The organism is Streptomyces sp. NPDC051913, assembly GCF_044593635.1.
In the GTDB taxonomy this organism is placed as follows: domain Bacteria; phylum Actinomycetota; class Actinomycetes; order Streptomycetales; family Streptomycetaceae; genus Streptomyces.
Window position 1 is genome coordinate 323,234 of the sequence record NZ_JBIUCI010000007.1, and the last position, 14,618, is coordinate 337,851.

Genomic DNA, 14,618 nt, shown 5'->3' on the forward strand with positions numbered 1-14,618 from the left:
ATGGGTGTCTCCACCTCGTCCCAGGAAAAAGGGATGCGAGAAAAGGGGATCCGCGTCGTCACGGTCGACTTCCCGCCGGTGAACGCCCTTCCGGTGGACGGCTGGTACGCGCTGGCCGACGCCGTGCGCGCCGCGGGGCGCGATCCGGCCACGCGCTGTGTGGTGCTGGCCGCCGAGGGGCGGGGGTTCAACGCGGGCGTCGACATCAAGGAGCTCCAGGCGCGGGGTCCGGACGCCCTGGTCGGGGTCAACCGCGGCTGTTTCGAGGCGTTCTCGGCGGTGTACGAGTGCGCGGTGCCGGTGGTGGCGGCCGTGCAGGGGTTCTGCCTCGGGGGCGGGATCGGTCTGGTGGGCAACGCGGATGTGATCGTGGCGAGCGAGGACGCCTCCTTCGGGCTGCCCGAGCTGGACCGGGGAGCCCTGGGCGCCGCCACGCATCTGGCCCGCCTCGTCCCCCAGCACCTGATGCGCGCCCTGTACTTCACCTCCCGCACGATCACCGCGGCCGAGCTGCACGCGCACGGCTCGGTGTGGGCGGTCGTACCGCGCGAGGAACTGCTCGACGCCGCCCTGGAGTTGGCGGGCGAGATCGCCGCCAAGGACGGGGAGCTGCTGCGGCTGGCGAAGGCCGCCATCAACGGCATCGACCCGGTCGACGTGCGCCGCAGCTACCGCTTCGAGCAGGGGTTCACCTTCGAGGCGAGCGTGAGCGGGGTCGCCGACCGGGTGCGGAGCAGCTTCGGGAAGGGTGGTTCCTAGGTGACCGACAAGACCATGACGGCCGACGAGGCCGTCTCGCGGCTGGAGAGCGGCATGACCCTCGGCATCGGCGGCTGGGGTTCGCGCCGCAAGCCGATGACGCTGGTGAGAGCACTGCTCCGCACGGAGATCACCGATCTCACCGTCGTCTCCTACGGCGGCCCCGACGTCGGCATGCTCGCCGCCGCCGGACGCCTGCGCTCACTCGTCGCCCCCTTCGTCACCCTCGACTCGATCCCCCTCGAACCCCACTACCGCGCGGCCCGTGAGCGCGGCGCCCTCGCGCTGACGGAGATCGACGAGGCGATGTTCATGTGGGGTCTGCGCGCGGCCGCCAACCGCCTGCCGTTCCTGCCGGTGCGGGCCGGCCTCGGCTCGGACGTCATGCGGGTCAACCCCGGTCTGCGAACGGTGACCTCGCCGTACGACGACGGCGAGACCTTCGTCGCCATGCCCGCCCTGCGCCTGGACGCGGCCCTGGTCCATGTCAACCGCGCCGACCGGCTGGGCAACGGACAGTGCCTGGGCCCCGACCCGTACTTCGACGACCTGTTCTGCGAGGCGGCCGACGCGGCGTACGTCTCGTGCGAACGGGTCGTGGACACGGCCGAGTTGACGAAGGAGGGGCCGCCCCAGTCGCTGCTCCTCAAACGGCACACGGTGACCGGAGTCGTGGAGGCGCCGGGCGGAGCCCACTTCACCTCCTGCGCCCCCGACTACGGCCGCGACGAGATGGCCCAGCGGGAGTACGCGACCACACCCTGGCCGGAGTTCGCCGAGCGGTACCTCGACGGGAGGACGACATGACCGCGACCCGCGCCGAGTACTGCGTGATCGCCTGCGCCGAGGCCTGGCGCGACGCGGGCGAGATCCTCGCCAGCCCCATGGGCCTGATCCCCTCCCTGGGCGCCCGGCTGGCCCGCCTCACCTTCGCGCCCGACCTGCTGCTGACCGACGGCGAGGCGATGCTGGTCCGTCCGGACGGCACCGTCGAGGGCTGGCTGCCGTACCGGCAGCATCTGGCCCTGGTCACCGGCGGGCGGCGGCACGTGATGATGGGCGCGAGCCAGATCGACCGGTACGGCAACCAGAACATCTCCTGCATCGGCGACTGGGAGCAGCCGAAACGACAGCTCCTCGGCGTGCGGGGCGCGCCGGTCAACACCTTGAACAACCCGACCAGTTACTGGGTGCCCCGGCACTCCCGGCGGGTCTTCGTGGAGAAGGTCGACATGGTGTGCGGGGTGGGGTACGACCACGCGGCCGGGGCTCGTTTCCACCGCATACCCCGGGTCGTCTCCGACCTCGGTGTCTTCGACTTCGCGACGCCGGACCACTCGATGCGGCTGGCGTCGCTGCATCCCGGGGTGAGCGTCGAGGAGGCGGCCGAGGCCACCGGCTTCCCGCTGAGCGTCCCGGCCGAAGTGCCGTACACCCGCGAACCGACCGCTCAGGAACTGGAGTTGATCCGTGAGGTGCTCGACCCCGCCGGCGCCCGCACCAGGGAGGTCGCCGTCTGATGGACACGGCACTCACCCGGCTCGTCGGCATCCGCCACCCGGTCGTGCAGACCGGGATGGGCTGGGTGGCGGGCCCCCGTCTGGTGTCGGCCGCGGCGAACGCGGGCGCGCTCGGCATCCTGGCCTCGGCCACGATGACCCCGGACCGGCTGCGCCAGGCGATCCGCGAGGTCAGGTCCCGTACGGACGCCCCCTTCGGGGTGAATCTGCGGGCGGACGCGGCGGACGCCGGGGAGCGTGTGTCGATCATGCTCGAAGAGGGCGTGCGAGTGGCGTCCTTCGCACTGGCCCCCTCCCCCGAGCTGATCGCCCGGCTCAAGGCGGCGGACGTCGTGGTCATCCCCTCGGTCGGGGCCCGCCGCCATGCCGAGAAGGTCGCGGCCTGGGGCGCGGACGCGGTGATCGTGCAGGGCGCGGAGGGCGGCGGTCACACCGGCGAGGTGGCGACGACCGTGCTGCTGCCCCAGGTGGTCGACGCGGTGGACATCCCGGTCGTGGCGGCGGGCGGCTTCTTCGACGGGCGGGGTCTGGTCGCGGCCCTGTCGTACGGGGCGGCGGGCGTGGCGATGGGCACGCGGTTCCTGCTGACGTCGGACTCGACGGTGCCGGACGCGGTGAAGCGGCGCTATCTCGCGGCGACCGTCAGGGACGTGACGGTGACCCGCGCGGTGGACGGGCTGCCGCACCGGATGCTCCGTACGGACCTGGTGGACTCCCTGGAGCGGTCGGGCCGTTCACGGCGGCTGCTGCACGCGGTGCGCAGGGCGGCCGGCTTCCGCGCGCTGTCCGGGCTCACCTGGCGCCAGATGCTGCGCGACGGCCTCGCCATGAAGCACGGCAAGGACCTCACCTGGAGCCAGGTCCTGCTCGCCGCCAACACGCCGATGCTGCTCAGGTCGGCGATGGTGGACGGGCGTACGGATCTCGGGGTGATGGCCTCGGGGCAGGTCGCCGGGGTGATCGACGACCTGCCGTCGTGCGCGGAGCTGGTGGCACGGATCATGAAGGAGGCCGACGAGACCCTTCAGGTCCTCAGAGCCGCTCGATGATCGTCACGTTCGCCTGTCCGCCGCCCTCGCACATGGTCTGGAGTCCGAACCGCCCGCCGGTGCGCTCCAGTTCATGCAGCAGGGTCGTCATCAGCTTCACTCCCGTGGCCCCCAGCGGATGCCCCAGCGCGATCGCGCCGCCGTTGACGTTGACCTTCTCCGGATCGGCCCCTGTCTCCTTCAGCCAGGCCAGCACCACCGGCGCGAAGGCCTCGTTGATCTCGACGAGGTCGATGGCGTCGATGGACAGGCCGGTCTTCTTCAGGGCGTGGGCAGTGGCCGGGATGGGCGCGGTGAGCATCCGGATGGGGTCCTCACCGCGCACGGAGAGGTGGTGCACGCGCGCGCGGGGCGTGAGCCCGTGTTCCCGTACCGCCCGCTCGGAGGCGAGCAGCATGGCGGCGGCGCCGTCGGAGACCTGGGAGGAGCAGGCGGCGGTGACGGTGCCGCCGTCGAGGACCGGCTTCAGCCCGGCCATCTTCTCCAGTGAGGTGTCCCGGCGCGGCCCCTCGTCGACGCCCACGTCCCCGTATGCCACGGTCTCCCGCGCGAAGCGGCCCTCGTCGATCGCCCGTACCGCCCGCTGGTGGGAGCGCAGCGCGAACTCCTCCTGGTCCTGCCGGCTGATCCCCCACTTGGCGGCGATCATCTCGGCCCCGGCGAACTGGTTCACCGGCTTGCCCGGATACCGCGCCTGCCAGCCCACGCTGCCCGCGAAGGGCCCCTGGGTGAGGCCGAGGGGCTCGGCGGCCTGGCGGGTGGCGAAGGCGATCGGGATCATCGACATGTTCTGCACCCCACCGGCGACGACCAGGTCCTGTGTCCCGGACAGCACACCCTGCGCCGCGAAGTGCACGGCCTGCTGGGAGGAGCCGCACTGGCGGTCCACGGTCACCCCCGGCACCTCCTCGGGCAGCCCGGCGGCCAGCCACGCGGTCCGCGCGATGTCCCCGGCCTGTGGCCCCACGGCGTCGAGGCAGCCGAAGACGACGTCCTCGACGGCCCCCGGATCCACTCCCGCCCGTGCGACGAGCTCCTTCAGGACATGCGCTCCGAGGTCGGCCGGGTGGACCGCGCTCAGTCCTCCCCCGCGCCGCCCGACGGGCGTCCGCACCGCTTCGACGATATAGGCCTCGGCCATGACAACTCCCTGCCAGATAGGGGTTATTCGCGTACGGCGATCCCGTCCAGCACCATCGACAGGTACTGCCGGGCGATCTCCTCCGGGCTGTGCTGTCCGCCGGGCCGGTACCAGGACACGGCGACCCAGACGGTGTCGCGCACGAAGCGGTAGGCGAGCCGCATGTCGAGGTCGGCCCGGAAGACCCCGGCGGCGACCCCGCGCTCCAGCGTGGACAGCCACGCCTTCTCGAACCGGCGCTGCGACGCGGCGAGGAAGCCGAACCGCTCCTGCGCGACGAGCTGCTTGCTCTCCTTCTGGTAGATCGCGACGGCGGCACGGTGCCGGTCGATCTCCCGGAACGACTCGGTGACGAGGGCCTCGAGCGTCTCGCGCGGGTCCAGCTCGGCCTCCAGGACCGTGTCGTAACCGGCCCAGAGCTCGTCGAGGAAGGTCCGCAGGATCTCCTCCAGCATCGACTCCTTGGAGTCGAAGTGGTAGTAGAGGCTGCCCGCGAGCATGCCCGCGTGGTCCGCGATCTTGCGGACGGTGGTGGCGTTGTAGCCCTGCTCGGCGAAGACCTCGGCGGCGGTGTCGAGGAGTTCGCGGCGCCGGGCGGGCGCGGCGGGGGTCACCTGGGGCTTCTTCTTGGTCGGCACGCCATCATTCTCGCCCTAGGGGTGCCGGCTGCTGACGGCGACGACCTCGCCCGTCATGTAGGACGAGTAGCCGGAGGCCAGGAACACGATCACGTTGGCCACCTCCCAGGGCTCTGCGTACCGCCCGAACGCCTCCCGCGCGGTCAGCTCCCGCAACAGCTCGGGAGTGGTCACCTTCGCCAGGTGCGGATGCATGGCGAGACTCGGGGCCACCGCGTTGACGCGCACCCCGAACTCGGCCGCCTCGATCGCCGCGCACCGCGTCAGCGCCATGACCCCCGCCTTCGCCGCCGCGTAGTGCGCCTGCCCGGCCTGGGCCCGCCAGCCCACGACGGAGGAGTTGTTGACGATGACGCCGCCCCCGCTCTCCCGCATCCGCCGCAGGGCGGCCCGGGTGCACCGGAAGGTGCCGTTGAGGGTGACGTCGAGGACCCGGGACCACTGCTCGTCGGCCATGTCGACAAGAGGTGAGGTCCCGCCGAGGCCGGCGTTGTTGACGACGACGTCCAGTCGCCCATGGGTCTGTACGGCGGCCTCGAACAGCGCCTGCACCTGTGCCTCGTCGGTGACATCACAGGCGACGCCGCTCACCGCCGCTTCCCCGAACTCACCGGCCAGCTGGGCCTCGTACTCCTTGAGCCGCCGCACATGCGTGTCGCTGACGATCACGCGCGCGCCCTCCTCCAGGAAGCGCCGCGCGGTCGCCCCGCCGATGCCCGCGCCCGCGGCGGCGGTGATGACGGCGGTGCGCCCTGCCAGCAGCCCGTGCCCCGGCTCGTAGGCCGGACTCTCGACGCCTGTCATAGGGGCACGCTAACCTACCAAACACTTGTTAGGGAAGGTCGGTGGAGAAGGACGCCAGGGGAGGGTTCGCCGATGGATCTCGCCTTCACACCAAAGGACGAGGCGTTCCGGGAGGAGGCCAGGGCATGGCTCCTGGCGCGCGTCCCGGCGACTCCCCTCCCCTCGCTGGAGACGGCGGAGGGCTTCGCGGCCCATCGCGCCTGGGAGGCCGAACTGGCCGCGGACCGCTGGTCGGTGGTCGACTGGCCGACGGAGTACGGCGGCCGGGACGCGGGGCTCGTCCGCTGGCTGCTCTTCGAGGAGGAGTACTACGCCGCCGGCGCCCCCGGCCGCGTCAGCCAGAACGGCGTCAGCCTCCTCGCGCCGACCCTCTTCGACCACGGCACGCCGGAGCAGCGGACGCGGGTGCTGCCGCCGATGGCCCGGGGCGAGGTGGTCTGGGCGCAGGCGTGGTCCGAGCCCGAGGCGGGTTCGGATCTGGCGTCACTGCGCTCCAGGGCGGTGCGGACGGACGGGGGTTGGCTGCTGAGCGGGCAGAAGACCTGGTCGTCCCGGGCCGCGTTCGCGGACCGCGCCTTCGGTCTGTTCCGCAGCGACCCTGACGCCCCGAAGCCCCATCAGGGCCTGACGTACCTCATGTTCGACCTGCGGGCGCCCGGTGTCACCGTCCGCCCGATCGCCCGTCTCGACGGCAAGCCGGCCTTCGCCGAGCTGTTCCTGGACGAGGTGTTCGTGCCGGACGCGGACGTGATCGGGGAGCCGGGTCAGGGCTGGCGGATCGCGATGGCGGCGACGGGCAACGAACGCGGGCTCACGCTCCGCTCCCCCGGCCGCTATCTGGCGGCGGCACGCCGCCTCCACGCCCTGTGGCGCGAGCAGGGCAGCCCGGACGCCATGAGGTCCCGGGTCGCCGACGCGCTGATCGGCGCGCGCGCCTACCAGCTCTTCACCTGCGCCGCCGCCTCGCGTTTCCTCGACGGCGAGTCCCTCGGCCCGGAGTCCAGCCTGAACAAGGTGTTCTGGTCGGAGTACGACATCGCGCTCACGGAATCGGCCCTCGATCTGCTGGGCGCGGAGGGCGAGTTGGCGGACACCGAGTGGTCCGAGCGGTATGTCTTCTCCCTCGCCGGCCCTCTTTACGCGGGTACCAACGAGATCCAGCGCGACATCATCGCCGAACGCCTGCTGGGCCTGCCGAAGGGGCGACGCTGATGCGGCTCGTGCTCGACCGCGAACAGCGGGCGTTCGCCGCCTCGTTGGAAGCCCTGCTGGCCGGAGCGGACACCCCTTCCGTCGTACGGGAGTGGAGCCTGGGCGAGCACGGAAGCGGGCGCGCCCTGTGGGGACGCCTCGCGGCGGCCGGGGTGTTCGCGCTGGCCGCCCCGGAGGAGTACGACGGGGTCGGCGTCCGCCCGGTCGAACTCGCCGTCGCCTTCCTGGCGTTGGGGCGCCACGCCGTCCCCGGTCCACTCGTCGAGACGGTCACCGCGGCCGTGCTCCTCCCCGTACCGGACCTCGTCAAGCGGCTCGTGTCGGGCGAGGTCATGGCGACGATGGCGTACGACAGCCCGTACGCCCTGGACGGTGACGCGGCCGACCTCCGCCTCGTCCTCACCGCCGAGGGCCTGCACCACGCCACCGGCCACGGCCCGGTACGCCCGTCCCTGGACCCGGCCCGGCGCCTCACGGCCCTGGCCCCCGACGAACTCCTCACCGCCGCCCCGTCCATCGAGCAGGCCCTCCTGCTCGCCCGCCTCACCACCGCCGCCCAGGCCCTCGGTGTCGGACTCGCACTCCTCGACCGGACCGTCTCCTACGTCCAGCAGCGGACTCAGTTCGGCGCCCCCATAGGCGCTTTCCAAGCCGTCAAGCACCAGCTGGCCGACGCGAAGGTCGCCTTGGAGTTCGCCCGCCCCCTGGTGTTCGCGGCCGCGCTGACCCTGGACCCCGCCGACGTCGCCGCCGCCAAGGTCACGGCCTGCGAGGCGGCGTACACCACCGCCCGCACCGCGCTCCAGCTGCACGGCGCGATCGGCTACACGGCGGAGTACGACCTGTCCCTCTGGCTCACCAAGGCCCGCGCCCTGCGCACGGCCTGGGGCAGCCCCCAGGCGTGCCGGGACGCGGTCCTCAATGCTGCTGATGGTCCCCACTGGTGAGCTGCCGGTACTCCTCCGGCGTCGGCTTCGGGATCCGGGTCTCCGGCCCGAACATCGCCCGGGCCAGCCGCGCCCGCACCCGCATGGAGGCGGTGACCGGGCGGCGGACGCCGTGGGCGTCGACGAGCGGGCCGATCTCGTAGTGGCCGTTCTGCTCGTGCTGGGTGAGGGTGTGCAGCTGCGCCTGGGCGAGGGGCTCGTGGACCTCGACGTACTCGCCGTGCGGCAGCCGCCGGATGACGCCCGACTCCCTGCCGTGCAGCACCTTGTCCCGGTCGCGGCGCTGGAGCCCGAGACAGACCCGTTTGGTGACCACGAAGGCCAGCACCGGCACCACGAAGACGGAGATCCGCACGAACCAGGTGATCGCGTTGATGGACAGATGCAGATGCGTGGCGACCACGTCGTTGCCACCGCCGATCAGCAGGACCACGTACAGGCTCAGCCAGGCCACGCCGAGGCCGGTGCGCACGGGGACGTTGCGCGGCCGGTCCAGGATGTGGTGCTCGCGTCTGTCACCGGTGATCCACGCCTCGATGAACGGATAGGCGCCGATGGCGGCCAGGATCAGCGGGAACAGCGAGAAGGGGATGAAGACGCCCAACTGGAGAGTGTGGCCCCAGGCGTTGATCTCCCATCCCGGCATCACCCGGATCAGCCCCTCGGAGAAGCCGAGGTACCAGTCGGGCTGGGCGCCGGTGGTGACGAGGTCGGGGCGGTACGGCCCGAAGGCCCACACGGGGTTGATCTGCGCGATGCCGCCCATGAGCGCCAGCATGCCGAAGACCAGGAAGAAGAAGCCGCCGGCCTTGGCGGTGTAGACCGGGAGGAACGGCATCCCGACGACCGACCTCTCGTTCCGGCCGGGCCCCGGGAACTGGGTGTGCTTGTGGTAGAAGACCAGGATCAGATGCGCGGTGACCAGGCCCAGCATGATCCCGGGCAGCAGCAGGACATGGATGGGGAACAGCCGCGGGATGATGTCGTGGCCCGGGAACTCCCCGCCGAACAGGAAGAACGACAGATAGGTGCCGATGATCGGCACGGACAGGATGGCGCCCTGCGCGAAGCGGATACCGGTGCCGGACAGCAGGTCGTCGGGGAGCGAGTAGCCGGTCAGACCGGTGAGGATGCCGAGCATCAACAGGGTCCAGCCGAACACCCAGTTGACCTCGCGCGGCTTGCGGAAGGCGCCGGTGAAGAACACCCGCATCATGTGCACGAGCATGCCGGTGACGAAGACCAGGGCCGCCCAGTGGTGGATCTGCCGGATCAGCAGCCCGCCGCGTACGTCGAAGCTGATGTCGAGCGTGGACTCGAACGCCCGCGTCATCACGATGCCGTTGAGGGGCTCGTAGGAGCCGTTGTAGACGACCTCGACGCCGCTCGGTTCGAAGAACAGGGTGAGATAGATGCCGGTGAGGATGATCACGATGAAGCTGTAGAGGCAGATCTCACCGAGCATGAAGGACGGATGGTCGGGAAAGACCTTGCGCATGTTGGCCTTGGCCAGCCCGTACAGACCGAGCCGCCCGTCCGCCCAGTCGGCGAGCTTCTCACCGCCGCCCGGCGGACCCGAAGTGCGCCCGCCCACCCGTCCGTTGACCGATCGCGCGCCGTCCATACGTCGCCGCCTCCCGTCGGATCAACCTCAGGGTGGCACGGTCGTCCGGCTAAGCCAACGGGGCGAGCAGCCGCGCGAGCGACCGGCGTGAACCCTCCAGGCCCGCGATCCGCTCCTCGATCCCCTGGAGTTGCTTCAGCAGCACGGGTGTCAGACAGGGTTCGACCTCGGCCTCGCTGCCGCACACGCAGTCCAGGACCTCGCGGATCACCCGGGTGGGCAGCCCGGCGTCGAGCAGGGCGCGGATCCGGCGTACGGTCACCGGCGCCCCGGCGTCGTAGACCCGCTGCCCGCCCGCGGTGCGTCCCGCGTCGAGCAGCCCCTGCTCCTCGTAGTAGCGCAGCAGCCGCACGCTGACGCCGGTCTCCGCGGCCAGCTCCCCGATCTTCATGTGACCCCCATCACAGACCCTTGAACCTCACATCCATGTGAGCTCATAGCGTCGCAGCCATGACGAACACCACGGTATTCCGGCTCGGCGGCGACCTCGAAGTACGGCGGATCGGCTACGGCGCGATGCGCCTGGCGAACTCCCCGCACGAGCGGGCCGGCATGACGGCCCCCATCTGGACCGCGCCCACCGACCGCGCGGAGTCGATCGCCCTGCTTCGCACGGCGGTCGATCTCGGCGTGAACCTCTTCGACACCGCCGACGCCTACGCGCTCGGCGCGAACGAGGAGTTGCTGGCCGAGGCCCTGCGACCGCACCGCGACGACGTCGTGATCGCCACGAAGGCGGGCGTCGTGCGGCCGAGTCCGACCGAGTGGATCCCCCTCGGCCACCCCGCCTATCTGCGCCAGCAGGCCGAGTTGAGTCTGCGTCGGCTGCGCACCGACCGCCTCGACCTGCTGCATCTGCACCGCGTCGACCCCGACTACCCGCTCGCCGACCAGATCGGCGCGCTGCGACAGCTCCAGGAGGAGGGCAAGGTCCGCCACATCGGCCTCTCCGAGGTCTCCGTCGCGGAGCTGGAGGAGGCCGCGCGCATAGCGCCGATCGCGAGCGTGCAGAACCTGTACAACCTGGGCGAGCGCGGCCACGATCCGGTGATCGACCACACCGCGGAGCGCGGGATCGCCTTCGTGCCGTACTTCCCGGTCAGCGGGGGCGAGCGGGGTGCGCTGGCGGAGGTCGCCGCCGAGCTGGGCGCGACGGCCTCGCAGACCGCGCTGGCCTGGCTGATGCACCGCGCGCCGAACGTGCTCCCGATCCCGGGGACCTCGTCCCCGGGCCACCTCGCGGAGAACGCCGGCGCGCTCGAACTCGCCCTCACGGACGAGCAGTTCAAGCGCCTGGCGGGATGATCCCCTGCGCCCGCGCGGCCACCAGCCACTTCGGGAACTCGCCGACGAGTCGGTCGTACAGCTCGGTGTCGGAGACCTTGCGCGGCTCCGAACCGGCGTGGAAGAACCCGGCGTTGTCGACGGCGCGCTTGTCGGGGACGGCCAGCTCATCGAGTTTGCGCAGATAGTCGAACTGCTTGCTCTTCGCGTCCCCGAAGCCGATGAACTGCCAGAACAGCGGCAGCCGGGCCGCCTTGCACAGATAGCGTTCCGCGGCGAGCTTGTTGATGGGGCCGCCGTCGGTCTGGAAGACGACGAGGGCGGGTTCCCGGGAGCCGCTGTCGAGGTAGTGGTCGATGACCGCGTCCATCGCCAGGTGGTAGCTGGTCTTGCCCATGTGCCCGAGGCCGGCCACGATCCGGTCGATGCGCCCCTCGTGGTCGGCGAGGGCGATCTCCGTCTCGGCGTCGACGTCGGTCGAGAAGAAGACGACCGGGACGGTGCCGTCGTCGTCGAGGTGCGCGGAGAGCCCGAGCACCCGGTCGGCGAGGGCCTGGACACTGCCGTCGGCGTAGTACGGCTTCATGGACCCGGAGTAGTCGACCACGAGGTAGACGGCGGCCCGTAGCCCGTCCAGACCGTGCTTGCGCAGCGAGACCCCCGCGCTCTTGTACAGGTTCACCAGCGCGGGTGCCGTCTCCTCGACCTTGCTGAGACTGATCGCCGCCATTCGTTCCCCCACTGTCTCTCTCTTCCCAGGCATTCGCTATTTTGTTCGCCGCCGTCCCCACCGGCTCACAGATCGTCCCATCTCCGAGGAGCCGGCCGTGGAACCCGAGGCCACCGAGTCCGCCGTCACCACCTGCTTCCGCCATCCCAAGGTGGAGTCCCACGTCCGCTGCACCCGCTGCGACCGGTACATCTGCCCGGACTGCATGCGCGAGGCGGCGGTGGGTCACCAGTGCGTGGAGTGCGTGAAGGAGGGCGCCCGGTCGGTGCGGCAGGCCCGCACGGTCGTCGGCGGGCGCGTGTCGGCGGTGCCGCTGGTGACGTACGTACTGATCGGGCTGAACGTGCTCGCGTATGTCGGCGAGGTGGTCCGCCCGCAGATCGTGGACCGTTTCGCGATGCTCACCGCGGGCCTGGTCGGCCCGGACGGCGGTCACTACCTCTACGAGTCCTCCCACCCCTCCGACTACCACGCCGAGGGTCTGGTGGCCGGGCAGTGGGAGCGCCTGCTGACCAGCGGCTTCCTGCACCTGGAGCCCACCGAGGGGACCTTCGGGCTGCTGCACATCGTGATGAACATGCTCTCGCTGTGGCAGCTCGGCCGGGCCGTGGAACCGGCGCTGGGCCGGGTCCGCTACCTCGCGCTCTACCTCCTCGCGACGGTCGGCGGTTCCGTCGGCGAAGCACTGCTCGCCGACTCCGGTACCGAGTCGCTGGGTGCCTCGGGGGCGATCTTCGGCCTCGCCGCGGCCTACTACGTGCTGGCCCGCCGGGGCGGCGCGGACATGCGCGGGGTGAACCGCTTCATGGTGTACATGCTGGTCTGGCTGGCCGGCTCGGCCTTCGTCACGTCCTGGCAGGGCCACCTCGGCGGCCTGCTCACGGGCGGTGCCGTCGCGCTCGCCTACGCGTACGCTCCCCGAGGGCCGCGGCGCGCCCTCGTCCAGGCGTCCGCCTGCGTGGCGCTCCTCGCGCTGCTCGTAATCCTGACGCTCGTGAAGATCTCGGAGTTGACCCAGTGAGACGTGTGGGTGTCCCGCTGCTCGCGGCCGTTCCCGTGGCCATCGCGGCGGGAGTGTTCTTCCTCTCCCCTTCGGACTCGACCGAGTCCGAGTCCGAGGCGCCGGCCGCCACCTCCCGGTCGGAGCAGCGTTCGGACGACGACAAGACCCTCGCCTCGCTCCCCGCGGGCCTCGCCGCCCCCGCCAAGAAGGAGCTGGCCCAGCAGCTCGTGGCGAGCGCCGAGAACTCCACCCTCGACTGGCGCACCGCCTACGCCTACGTCGAGGACATCGGCGACGGCCAGGGCTACACGGCCGGCATCATCGGCTTCTGCACCGGCACCCACGACCTGCTCACCCTGGTCGAGCGCTACACGAAGGACCACCCGGACAACGGTCTCGCCCGCTACCTCCCCGCCCTGCGCAAGGTCGACGGCTCGGACTCGCATGAGGGCCTGGACCCGGGTTTCACCGCGGCGTGGAAGGCGGAGGCGAAGGTCGAGGCGTTCCGCGAGGCCCAGGACGCGGAACGCGACCGCGTCTACTTCGACCCCGCGGTCCGCCTCGCCAAGCTCGACGGGCTCGGCGCCCTGGGCCAGTTCATCTACTACGACGCCATGGTCTTCCACGGCCCCGGCACCAACGCCACCAGCTTCTACGGCCTGCGCGAGAGCGCCATGAAGAAGGCCGACCTGCCCTCCGAAGGAGGCTCCGAGAAGGCCTACCTCAGCGCCTTCCTCGACGTCCGCGAGGCCGCGATGCGCACCCGCAGCGCCGACATCGACACCTCCCGCGTCGACACGGCCCAGCGCCGCTTCCTGCGCGAGGGCAAGCTGGCGCTGGAGACGCCGTTGACGTGGGCGGTGTACGGGGAGACGTACCAGGTTTCCTAGGTGCCCCACTCCTCTCGCAGCACCCGCTCCGCCGGCTTCCCATGCGGCGAATACGCCAGCCTCGCCGGTGTCTCGCCGCTGTCCGGCCAGTCGTCCCACATCCACCAGCAGACCCCGGCCCACCAGCGGCGGCCGGTGAAGGTGTCCAGCAACGCCCGGTAGGCGGCGGCCTGTTCGGCGTCTCCGGTGCGTTCGCTGAGGTCCCAGGCGTACGGCGCGGTGGTCGCGCCGCGCTGGCTGACGTACCCGGCCTCGGTGAACAGCACGCGCCGGTCGTGCCGTTCGGCGAACGCGGCGAGCTTCTCGGCGATCGGCAGCCAGGCGCGGCGCAGCTGTCCGACGTCCGTCGTGGGCTTCTCCGCCAGCGGCCAGTAGGCGTCGATGCCGATGAGGTCGAGCTCCTTCCAGAAGCGGACCTTCGTGTACTCGTCGTAGTTGGCGGCGTAGGTCAGGGTGCCGTCGTAGCGGTCCCGGACCGCCGCGATGACCCGGGTCCACGCCTCGCGCTCGCCGGAGACCCCGGCGAGTTCGGTGCCGACCGCGAACTGCTCGACGCCCGTGTCCGATGCGAGGTCGGCGTAGTGGGTGATGAAACGGCGGTACGAGGTGAACCAGGCGGCCCGGTCACGGGGGCGGATCTCGGCGCGGTCGCCGTCGCCGGGCAGGTCCACGTGCGGCTTGATCATCACCTGGAGGCCGGCCCGATGTGCGCGGCGCACGATCCGGCGCAGACTGGCGTCGCTCGCGGTCTCCTCGGTGGGGTGCATCTCCGTGTCGGTGCGATGCCGCTGGTACCAGGTGGGCGTGAAGGTGACCCAGCGGGCCCCGGTGGCCTTGATGTCCCGCAGATAGCGGGGGGCGGCGGGGCTGTCGTAGTCGGTGCGGTACCAGGAGGGCAGGGTGATGCCGCGCAGGGTGGCCCCCGGTCTCTTGTGGTCCGCGGCGCCGGTGGTGGTGCAGCCCGCGGCGGCGAGGAGGGCCGCCACCGCGGCAGCGGCGACGACCCTCCTCTTCACG

General features: G+C 71.3%; 16 protein-coding genes. 9 read left to right on the forward strand and 7 right to left on the reverse strand.

Going from position 1 to position 14,618, the window contains the following annotated elements:
* The 4 genes from ACIHIX_RS23355 to ACIHIX_RS23370 are packed head-to-tail and all read left to right on the forward strand — an operon-like array spanning window position 1 to window position 3,328.
* The gene (locus ACIHIX_RS23355) at window positions 1-759 is read left to right on the forward strand and encodes an enoyl-CoA hydratase family protein (RefSeq protein ID WP_399959136.1); all 759 of its coding nucleotides are present in this window, start codon (window positions 1-3) and stop codon (window positions 757-759) included.
* Complete coding sequence (locus tag ACIHIX_RS23360; protein WP_399959138.1) at window positions 760-1,566, forward strand: CoA transferase subunit A; 807 nt, start codon at window positions 760-762, stop codon at window positions 1,564-1,566.
* A complete protein-coding gene (locus ACIHIX_RS23365) occupies window positions 1,563-2,279 on the forward strand; it encodes a CoA-transferase subunit beta (RefSeq protein WP_399959140.1) in 717 nt (238 codons plus the stop codon). The genes ACIHIX_RS23360 and ACIHIX_RS23365 overlap by 4 nt, the downstream gene beginning before the upstream one ends.
* Window positions 2,279-3,328 (forward strand): NAD(P)H-dependent flavin oxidoreductase, encoded by a 1,050-nt coding sequence (locus ACIHIX_RS23370; protein ID WP_399959141.1) that lies wholly within the window; start codon window positions 2,279-2,281, stop codon window positions 3,326-3,328. Before ACIHIX_RS23365 ends, ACIHIX_RS23370 begins: the two co-directional genes overlap by 1 nt.
* Here the strand turns inward: ACIHIX_RS23370 and ACIHIX_RS23375 are convergent.
* From ACIHIX_RS23375 to ACIHIX_RS23385, 3 genes are read right to left on the reverse strand one after another with little or no spacing between them, the layout of a single operon-like run.
* Window positions 3,312-4,469, reverse strand: coding sequence for an acetyl-CoA C-acetyltransferase (locus ACIHIX_RS23375; protein ID WP_399959143.1), 1,158 nt, complete (start codon window positions 4,467-4,469; stop codon window positions 3,312-3,314). The genes ACIHIX_RS23370 and ACIHIX_RS23375 overlap by 17 nt on opposite strands.
* Window positions 4,470-4,492: 23 nt before the next feature.
* Window positions 4,493-5,107, reverse strand: coding sequence for a TetR/AcrR family transcriptional regulator (locus ACIHIX_RS23380; protein WP_399959145.1), 615 nt, complete (start codon window positions 5,105-5,107; stop codon window positions 4,493-4,495).
* 15 nt (window positions 5,108-5,122) lie between these two features.
* Window positions 5,123-5,911, reverse strand: a complete 789-nt coding sequence (locus ACIHIX_RS23385) for an SDR family oxidoreductase (protein ID WP_399959147.1) — start codon at window positions 5,909-5,911, stop codon at window positions 5,123-5,125.
* A gap of 72 nt (window positions 5,912-5,983) precedes the next feature.
* Here ACIHIX_RS23385 and ACIHIX_RS23390 point away from each other — a divergent pair, with 72 nt between their 5' ends.
* Both ACIHIX_RS23390 and ACIHIX_RS23395 read left to right on the forward strand, forming a co-directional pair.
* Window positions 5,984-7,123, forward strand: coding sequence for an acyl-CoA dehydrogenase family protein (locus ACIHIX_RS23390; protein WP_399959149.1), 1,140 nt, complete (start codon window positions 5,984-5,986; stop codon window positions 7,121-7,123).
* Window positions 7,123-8,070 (forward strand): acyl-CoA dehydrogenase family protein, encoded by a 948-nt coding sequence (locus ACIHIX_RS23395; RefSeq protein ID WP_399959151.1) that lies wholly within the window; start codon window positions 7,123-7,125, stop codon window positions 8,068-8,070. The genes ACIHIX_RS23390 and ACIHIX_RS23395 overlap by 1 nt, the downstream gene beginning before the upstream one ends.
* Here the strand turns inward: ACIHIX_RS23395 and ACIHIX_RS23400 are convergent.
* Complete coding sequence (locus tag ACIHIX_RS23400; RefSeq protein ID WP_399959153.1) at window positions 8,042-9,694, reverse strand: cytochrome bc complex cytochrome b subunit; 1,653 nt, start codon at window positions 9,692-9,694, stop codon at window positions 8,042-8,044. The two genes, ACIHIX_RS23395 and ACIHIX_RS23400, sit on opposite strands and share 29 nt — an antisense overlap.
* 49 nt (window positions 9,695-9,743) lie before the next feature.
* Window positions 9,744-10,085 (reverse strand): MerR family transcriptional regulator, encoded by a 342-nt coding sequence (locus ACIHIX_RS23405; protein ID WP_399959155.1) that lies wholly within the window; start codon window positions 10,083-10,085, stop codon window positions 9,744-9,746.
* 59 nt (window positions 10,086-10,144) lie between these two features.
* On the opposite strand from ACIHIX_RS23405, the gene ACIHIX_RS23410 reads away from it, so the two are divergent.
* Window positions 10,145-10,999, forward strand: coding sequence for an aldo/keto reductase (locus ACIHIX_RS23410; RefSeq protein ID WP_399959156.1), 855 nt, complete (start codon window positions 10,145-10,147; stop codon window positions 10,997-10,999).
* On the opposite strand, the gene ACIHIX_RS23415 is transcribed toward ACIHIX_RS23410, so the two are convergent.
* Window positions 10,980-11,708: a vWA domain-containing protein gene (locus ACIHIX_RS23415; RefSeq protein ID WP_399959158.1), complete on the reverse strand. Its 729-nt coding sequence runs from the start codon at window positions 11,706-11,708 to the stop codon at window positions 10,980-10,982. The two genes, ACIHIX_RS23410 and ACIHIX_RS23415, sit on opposite strands and share 20 nt — an antisense overlap.
* A 97-nt stretch (window positions 11,709-11,805) precedes the next feature.
* On the opposite strand from ACIHIX_RS23415, the gene ACIHIX_RS23420 reads away from it, so the two are divergent.
* Complete coding sequence (locus ACIHIX_RS23420; protein ID WP_399959160.1) at window positions 11,806-12,729, forward strand: rhomboid family intramembrane serine protease; 924 nt, start codon at window positions 11,806-11,808, stop codon at window positions 12,727-12,729.
* Complete coding sequence (locus tag ACIHIX_RS23425; RefSeq protein WP_399959162.1) at window positions 12,726-13,601, forward strand: chitosanase; 876 nt, start codon at window positions 12,726-12,728, stop codon at window positions 13,599-13,601. The genes ACIHIX_RS23420 and ACIHIX_RS23425 overlap by 4 nt, the downstream gene beginning before the upstream one ends.
* On the opposite strand, the gene ACIHIX_RS23430 is transcribed toward ACIHIX_RS23425, so the two are convergent.
* On the reverse strand, window positions 13,598-14,617 hold the full coding sequence (locus ACIHIX_RS23430; protein ID WP_399959164.1) for a glycoside hydrolase family 113: 1,020 nt from the start codon (window positions 14,615-14,617) through the stop codon (window positions 13,598-13,600). The genes ACIHIX_RS23425 and ACIHIX_RS23430 overlap by 4 nt on opposite strands.
* Window position 14,618: the final 1 nt, after the last annotated feature.

Excerpts from the sequence above, each read along its gene's own strand:
- ACIHIX_RS23355 (WP_399959136.1), top strand. The coding sequence starts at position 1 with ATGGGTGTCTCCACCTCGTCCCAGGAAAAAGGGATGCGAGAAAAGGGG.
- ACIHIX_RS23365 (WP_399959140.1), top strand. The coding sequence starts at position 1,563 with ATGACCGCGACCCGCGCCGAGTACTGCGTGATCGCCTGCGCCGAGGCC.
- ACIHIX_RS23370 (WP_399959141.1), top strand. The coding sequence starts at position 2,279 with ATGGACACGGCACTCACCCGGCTCGTCGGCATCCGCCACCCGGTCGTG.
- ACIHIX_RS23375 (WP_399959143.1), bottom strand. The coding sequence starts at position 4,469 with ATGGCCGAGGCCTATATCGTCGAAGCGGTGCGGACGCCCGTCGGGCGG.
- ACIHIX_RS23385 (WP_399959147.1), bottom strand. The coding sequence starts at position 5,911 with ATGACAGGCGTCGAGAGTCCGGCCTACGAGCCGGGGCACGGGCTGCTG.
- ACIHIX_RS23390 (WP_399959149.1), top strand. The coding sequence starts at position 5,984 with ATGGATCTCGCCTTCACACCAAAGGACGAGGCGTTCCGGGAGGAGGCC.
- ACIHIX_RS23395 (WP_399959151.1), top strand. The coding sequence starts at position 7,123 with ATGCGGCTCGTGCTCGACCGCGAACAGCGGGCGTTCGCCGCCTCGTTG.
- ACIHIX_RS23400 (WP_399959153.1), bottom strand. The coding sequence starts at position 9,694 with ATGGACGGCGCGCGATCGGTCAACGGACGGGTGGGCGGGCGCACTTCG.
- ACIHIX_RS23405 (WP_399959155.1), bottom strand. The coding sequence starts at position 10,085 with ATGAAGATCGGGGAGCTGGCCGCGGAGACCGGCGTCAGCGTGCGGCTG.
- ACIHIX_RS23410 (WP_399959156.1), top strand. The coding sequence starts at position 10,145 with ATGACGAACACCACGGTATTCCGGCTCGGCGGCGACCTCGAAGTACGG.
- ACIHIX_RS23415 (WP_399959158.1), bottom strand. The coding sequence starts at position 11,708 with ATGGCGGCGATCAGTCTCAGCAAGGTCGAGGAGACGGCACCCGCGCTG.